Raw genomic sequence first — 7,265 nt, 5'->3', positions numbered from 1 at the left:
TTGAGGTTTATTTTGGATCAGGTGTTTGAATAATAAGAAATCGAATAATCGTTGAAAGAACTCTTCCTTAAAGCTACTTTTTTCAACAAACTCCGGAAGATCTCTGAAACTGTCTATCTCTGATTTCAATTCCCCAACAATATTTTCCACCTTGACTAACAATCGGCCGATGAGCTCTAGCTTACGAACGGGAGAGCTTGTTTCATATTGACGCCGTAAGTCATCAATTTCAGTAATGAGCGCTGCTAAGCTGGAGAATTCGAATGCAAATAGACCTGATCCAGGCAGCTCGTAACCTAGGTCTTTAAACAGCCCAGTGATTTTACGTGGCGTATCTAATTCCTTAATTGAAGCAAATACTGCTGACGCTTCAAATAGGATTAATTCAAAGTATGAATTAGAATTGTTCTGCATTATTAAAGGAATTCAAAGCTTGAGGAAGGACTGTATCATCCTCCATTTATACGGTCCTGGTTTAGCCTGCCCACATAGATGCGATCGGGATCTACATGCGCATTAGGGTAGCCATGCGTTCCAGCAAAGTGTTCAGCAGTATCACCAATGCCATTGGTACTGGTTTGCGACCCTCTATATCTAAAACCGACAATGTTGTCCTGGTTTGCATTATCGTACATCCATCCGAGAAAAATGGCACTATGTCCAGAATTCCGCCTCCAGAACTGAATAAAGTCACCTGGTTTTGCCTGAGGCAAATCGATCTCATCCCCTATATCGAGGTATTCCATCGCATATATGGCTTGCTTTTCTGTAGCATCTGGAGGAGCTTGCGGACCATACCATTGCTGTTGAAATCTGCGAATGTCAGCAACTGATTGATCACCTATTAAACCAGTTTCTGCAGCTACATGCATAACGACGGTAAAGGAAAACCCGACACAATGTGTCCCACCTGTGCCGGCCGAAAGTATTCGCCTTCCTTTGTACAGAATTTCTTCAACTACACCTGTATTGCCTTGCCAACGATAACCGCCTCCATTAGCATACGAATCTGCGATACGTAGCACCTCATTATTAATATCAAATGGTTCTTCTACAAAAACTTCACTGGTTCTGCGAGCCCCAAAGAATTGATTGATAAATGGATGTTTTAACAAACGTTGAATTTTAAAACCGTAAGCAGTGGGGTTGGCGCTATCACGTTGAGAGCTCGTAGCGCCATAATTATACTCTGTTGAAACGATAAGCTTGGCTCTCTCGTTTTGCTCGAATTCTTCAGCCGTTAAGTCCTGCCAACGATTTGGTCTTTCTTTAATATTATGCAAAAGATATGCACATATCTTTATGTTTGTTTTTGGAAATCGTAGAAGGTTGTAGATGTCAATTTGCTGATCAACTGTTAATTGTTTGAAGTTTTCCAGCTTTTCTTCGCTAACAGCTTTGATATTATTACTAATTTCTAACCAAGGAGTATACGTTGCACCCGTATTGGTGTTATTCAAAACCATCGAGGCAGTTTGTGGCTGGATTTGACCAACACCGAGAGAGTTGCCCAATTGAACTTTCACGGTACTGAGAATTTCACCATTCAGCTCTTCAGCGACAAGTTCTAGCTCTATGTCTCGCCGTGCTTCATAAACGTAAGTTAAATAATCGCGTAAAAACTCAAAGTCTCCGGGTCTCCACAATGCTTCTTTGTAAACAATGGCTGCAAGCAACTCTCGATTTATTCTGATTTCCTCATTTTGAAATGTATCCGATAAGGCGAGATCAATGTAACCATAAAAATCATTAACCAACTCTCGAGAAGTAAAAGGATGGGCGGCATATGGAGCTAAGATGCCTTCGTATTGTGGAGGTAACCATTCTCGAACATCTGTTTGATCGTATGGTGTTAAGATATCTGCCGATACACTCTGAAAATCTATTATTTCTTCTAGCTCTTGGTTCGGAGCCACAACATCTTGCTGAAATCTGAGCTGGCCAAGAGGGTATCCGGTATCGCTCAATAATTGCACAGCAACAAACAAGTTACCTTGACTTTGAGGTCGATACTCAACGATTCCCGTCTCCGTGCGGCCAACCGATTTTAATTCGCTGTTCTCCCAAAAAAACCATTCATATTCATGCACCCTCAAACCTGGGTCGAGCACAAAAACAACGTAAGTTTGCTTTCTACCGGCGACAATGGGTGACGTTAAGAAACTGACAAGAACGATGTTTCCATCGCTAGATACTATTGACTGCCCCAAATCTTTTGGTTCATATCCTTCAGGCAGCCTAGATTCAGTCTTTCGAACAGCCATTCTATCGTATTTCGGATAAATACTTGGTTGAGTATCTGTAAACCAAGAGCAAATGCAAGGTAAATAAAAAAACATATATTATCAGATAATGACAAGAATATGCTGTATTATTTGGAGCATATAATTCCATTACAAATTCACAGCTATAGGCCGATTCGGATTATAACTGCTTCTTGTCTAAATATGCACTCAGAGCTTTAATACTTTGGACAATTTTTGCAAGACTAATCGCCTGGCACGAGCCGTATTCGTAGATTGCTATTTTGAAACTACCAACTCAGTCCCAAAGCCGAGTTGCAATAAACTAAAAAGGACATTATTTGGGTCAAAAAAACTGATATTTAGTCGTAAAAATATCCGAAGCATTAAGATTCTAAATTGGGAATTCGAATATTTTGAGCGACCCTCATTTAGGCGAATATAAACCAATGATATTTTGACCTGTGCCTTCGACATAAACATCCGTAGCATCCATAGTGCTTTTGTTCTGTGGCTGTATTAAATAAAGAATGTTTGTGGTGATGTATCCCCTAATAGATGTGTTAGTAGACGAAGAACACTGCCGAAAAGGATATACATCTACGTCTAGAGATTGCCTAATCATGCGTCCAATATTTGTGCATGAGTAATGATAGCGCAATTACGTATTTCGGAGAAACAACGTGGAGGGCTCAGCACAAACGATTTGGGATTAGACTGGCTGATCGCAGGTCTCACATGTACATCATTGGCAAAACAGGGACTGGTAAATCAACATTCCTCAAAACCATGATTATGCAGGACATTGCACATGGTCATGGATTAGCACTGCTTGATCCTCATGGGGATTTATCTCAAGCTATTCGAAAAGCCTTACCGTTCTATCGAGCAGATGATTTTATCGATTTTGATGTGCCGGATACATGGCAAATCCTTGGATTCAACCCACTCTCATCCGTTCCGGCATCAGGACGAGCATTAGCTACTTCAAATCTCCTTGCTGTATTCCAAAAGATGTGGAATGCATTCTGGGGCCCCAGATTAGAGCATGTGCTTCGTAACTCACTGCTGACACTGTTTTGCCAGCCTAAAGCTCATTTGGGTGATGTGCTTAGGTTGTTGGTAGACAAGGAGTACAGAAAAAATGCTGTGAGCCGTGTCCCTTATGAGCGAGTACGCATGTTCTGGAAAACCGAATTTGATTTATTTCCAAGCAGCCTAAAAACGCAGGTAATTGCGCCTATTCAAAACAAGATCGGCGCTTTTCTTACTAATCCAATCTTGGAGCACATTCTAACTCAAAACAAGAACACCTTTGATCTTCGAAATGCAATGGATACTGGCAAAATCCTGGTTGTCAATCTATCTAAAGGTCGATTAGGAGAAGACACATCTTATCTTCTTGGAGCCTTGCTTGTATCGATGATTAAGAGTAAGGCAATGGGTCGAGCTGATACACCCGAAACGAATAGAAAGGATTACTTTCTTTACATGGACGAATTTCAAGGATTTACAACGCCGGCCTTGGTGGGGATGCTATCCGAACTAAGGAAATATCGAGTGGGACTAATATTGGCACATCAATTTCTATCTCAGTTAGACAAAGACGTTCGAGATGCAATTATAGGAAATGTAGGGACGATGATAAGTTTTAGGATTGGTGCCGTTGATGCACCTTTGTTTGCGAAGGAATTCTACCCGGTGTTTTTAAAGGAAGACCTGTTGAATCTTCCTAACTATCATATCTACCTGAAGCAAATGATTGATGGAGAAGTGTCTGCTCCTTTTAGTGCAAAAACTTTGAGTGGAGTTCAGGGATGAAAGGGACTTTAGGGACTTCATAGAATGCTGTCCCACTATTGGTCTTTTATATATTTAACCAACTCGGCACAAATCACACCCCAAGTTCGAGGTCCTTTCCGAAACGGGTCACCATTCAGAAAAGTATAAGATCCAGCAATCCACTGGAATGGACTTTTTAGCTCAATGATAACCTTTTTCCTGTCTACCTTTCGGTTCGAGGTTAGTTTTCCGAGCATTTGTCGCTTTTCATAGATATCCGACATTTCATAGCTCAACCAGGCGCTTCTAGCAAGTTCGAGGTAATCCTCTGCGTCTCTGATTAATTTCTCTGTATCCTGTTCAAACCCTGCTTTCTTTTCCTCAAGTTCCCGTTTTTCTAGATGAAGCGATTCTTTTCGCAGATGGTAAGCATCTCTGTCAATATCCCCATCAAGAAACACATCTGTCAGTTTGTTGAGACGAGTATCTATTTGGTCGATCCTTAGAGTGTAAGACTCTAAAAAATCTTGTTGCTCCCGCATAATCCGATCTCGTTCCGCGACAATAGCTTTAGATACAAGCTGTGCTTCTTCGTCATTGTACTGAATCAGAGAGAGCCATTTTTGAAGAGACTCACCAATTTTTTCTTCACGAATTCCTTTTGTCGAACAGTCCTTCTGATGACACCGATAGTAGGTGTGTCCCTTCTGCGTTTCTCCTATCAAGGAATAGCCACAGTATACGCACTGAAACAATTTGCTGTATACAAACTCATGTCGAAGGGACTTGCTATTTCTTTTACCAGCAAGTACTTCCTGTACACGCTTAAAAGTTGAAGCCTTTATTATAGGTTTGTGTATACCAGGGAAAGTCTCTCCTGTTTTTCGAATCCTTATCAACCCCATATAGAATGGGTTATTGAGCATGGTCGAGAGTCCGCTAATACTAATTCGACCACCATTCCGTGTTCTCAGACCTATATGATTCGCTTCCTTTTGTAGAGCATGTAGACCAAGGCGACCGGTAGTATAAAGAGTAAAGAGGCGGTGAACCAGCGGCCCTTTAACAGGGTCAATTTCTTTCGGTAGTCCTTTTCCTTTATCGAGATATCCTATAGGTGCAGGTAATGGATAGAATCCTTGCTTTAACCTTCCGTAGAAACCTTTCTTTGTTTCTTCCTTGAGGTTACGAATAAAGTCAGCAGCTACAACTGCCTGAATATCTGCTGAAAGTCTTCCTCCCCTTGAAGACATGTCGAGGTTATCTGTTACAAACTGCACGTCGATACCGCTATCCATGAGTTCACCTAGCTCTGCCCAATCTTTGAGATTTCTGGCACTACGGTCAATTTTGTGCATGATGACGCCGGCAGCAGTACCCTTACGAAGTTCGCGAAGCATTTGGGAGAATTCTGGTCTCCCTTGTTTTGCCGCGGTAACTTTCTCCTCGAACCATCTTGTAATAGTTAGTGCATTCTGATTAGCATACCGAAGAATCGCTTCCTTTTGTTCTAGAAGCGAAACACCTTCTCCTTGTTTTACCGTCGAGACGCGGGTATATGCAAAGTAGTGATGTGATCGAGACATAAAGAGTAGTTACTGCAAAGCCTATCACACATTTTTATTGTCCGCGATAGAGTTAGGACTTTTTTCACGTCTCCTTTTAAGCCAAATTTCTGCCAATAGCCTGGCATAATCTTCAAGGTTCTCGGCGGCTTCTTTAAGTTCTTCTTCACTTTTGTTTGGATACAGTTTTCTGAGATCTTCGAGCATACAGTTCCACAGTATCCAACCTCAACCTATTAAAGTAGACGGTGAAGTTAGTCGAGGTAAACAAAAAACACCGTCTTTGATCTGGCAACCATAAGCGTATGCTTCTGTGCATGAATCGTAATACATCCTCAAACAAGTCCCCAAAGTCCCTAAAATCCCTAAAATCCAAGAAAAAGAGGATTGTCTCGTCAGTAATTGCCGGTGAAATCCTCGTAGAAACTGTCTTTCAGAAACGCGCTCAGAAAACACAGTTTTGTATATCGCAGAACGGGGTGTGGCATTTTATGGAATCTCTTCCAGATGGAGAGAGCATTATCGAACCTTATTCGGCTAAGAATAACCTGCTGCAACATAAAGTGCTCTTGTTGGCAGAAGAACCAATAGAATATGGAACGCAAGAAGAACTGGTGACCCGTATTCAAGCGTTCATTCACAAGTACGTCCACGTATCCCCGCGATTCGAAAAGCTTGCAAGCTATTACGTTCTCCTTACGTGGATATATGACTGTTTTAACGAGCTTCCGTATCTGAGGCTTAAAGGAAACCCTGGAAGCGGTAAAACGCGATTTCTCCTGATCGTTGGTTCAATTTGCTACAAGCCGTTGTTTGCTAGTGGAGCTTCAACAGTATCTCCACTCTTTCGAATGCTTGATAAAATCCAGGGAACGCTTATCCTCGATGAAGGAGATTTCAGATTAAGTGATGAAAGAGCTGAAATCGTAAAAATTCTCAACAACGGTAATGCTCGTGGATTTCCTGTACTCAGAAGTGAAGTAACTCCCTGGGGTGAATACAGTCCTCATGCTTTCTACGTATACGGGCCTAAAATCGTCGCCACACGAAAAGCCTTTGAAGACCCGGCGCTTGAAACCAGATGCATTACTGAGGAGATGGGTACGGGCGATCTAAGGCGAGACATCCCACTTAACCTGACTGAAGAGTATGAAAATGAGGCTCTGAGGCTTAGGAACCAGCTACTCATGTTCAGACTCAGATCTTACCGAAAACAGGAATTCCCAGACCTATCACATCTCGATCTAGAGCCTCGGCTAATCCAAGTTCTTAGACCATTGTTCTCTATCATTCAGGATGAAAAAACCCGTCAAGAGTTGATTGAGCTTGCCACCGAGTATCAGAGCAATATGGAGGGTTATCGAGGAATGCAGATCGAAGCTCAGATACTTCAGGTTATCGCTGATCTGAAAGAGCAGGATGTTGTGCTCTCAGTGAGGGACATTACAAGTTGGTTTAATGACCGTTATACGGAAGGATACGACAAGCCCTTAACTGCACGAGGAATTGGCCGGATTATTCGGGAATCCTTACAGTTAACAACTCGGAAAAGCAATGGGGTATTCATCGTCCCGCCAGAAGAATACCCTAAGCTGTCCTGGCTGTTTAAAAAATACTCGACTCAGGATTAAACCAATCCGGCAGAATTCACCTTCTTCGCTTCACAGACCTAATC

General features: G+C 42.0%; 6 protein-coding genes. 2 read left to right on the top strand and 4 right to left on the bottom strand.

What is annotated here, in order from left to right:
* A partial coding sequence (locus AAF564_02830; protein MEM8484452.1) for a hypothetical protein occupies positions 1-414 on the bottom strand: 414 nt, incomplete at its 3' end.
* Between the two features lie 35 nt (positions 415-449).
* Positions 450-2,339, bottom strand: a complete 1,890-nt coding sequence (locus AAF564_02825) for a hypothetical protein (GenBank protein MEM8484451.1) — start codon at positions 2,337-2,339, stop codon at positions 450-452.
* Positions 2,340-2,981: 642 nt separating this feature from the next.
* Here AAF564_02825 and AAF564_02820 point away from each other — a divergent pair.
* Positions 2,982-4,064 (top strand): DUF87 domain-containing protein, encoded by a 1,083-nt coding sequence (locus tag AAF564_02820; protein MEM8484450.1) that lies wholly within the window; start codon positions 2,982-2,984, stop codon positions 4,062-4,064.
* Positions 4,065-4,099: 35 nt separating this feature from the next.
* On the opposite strand, the gene AAF564_02815 is transcribed toward AAF564_02820, so the two are convergent.
* Both AAF564_02815 and AAF564_02810 read right to left on the bottom strand, forming a co-directional pair.
* Positions 4,100-5,611 (bottom strand): recombinase family protein, encoded by a 1,512-nt coding sequence (locus AAF564_02815; protein MEM8484449.1) that lies wholly within the window; start codon positions 5,609-5,611, stop codon positions 4,100-4,102.
* 24 nt (positions 5,612-5,635) lie between these two features.
* Positions 5,636-5,797, bottom strand: coding sequence for a hypothetical protein (locus AAF564_02810; GenBank protein ID MEM8484448.1), 162 nt, complete (start codon positions 5,795-5,797; stop codon positions 5,636-5,638).
* A gap of 110 nt (positions 5,798-5,907) precedes the next feature.
* On the opposite strand from AAF564_02810, the gene AAF564_02805 reads away from it, so the two are divergent.
* Positions 5,908-7,221: a hypothetical protein gene (locus AAF564_02805; GenBank protein ID MEM8484447.1), complete on the top strand. Its 1,314-nt coding sequence runs from the start codon at positions 5,908-5,910 to the stop codon at positions 7,219-7,221.
* Positions 7,222-7,265: the final 44 nt, after the last annotated feature.

This window comes from Bacteroidota bacterium, assembly GCA_039111535.1.
Lineage (GTDB): Bacteria > Bacteroidota > Rhodothermia > Rhodothermales > JAHQVL01 > JBCCIM01.
Note: the sequence above shows the minus strand (reverse complement) of the source record. Positions and strands in the feature narration are given on the sequence as shown.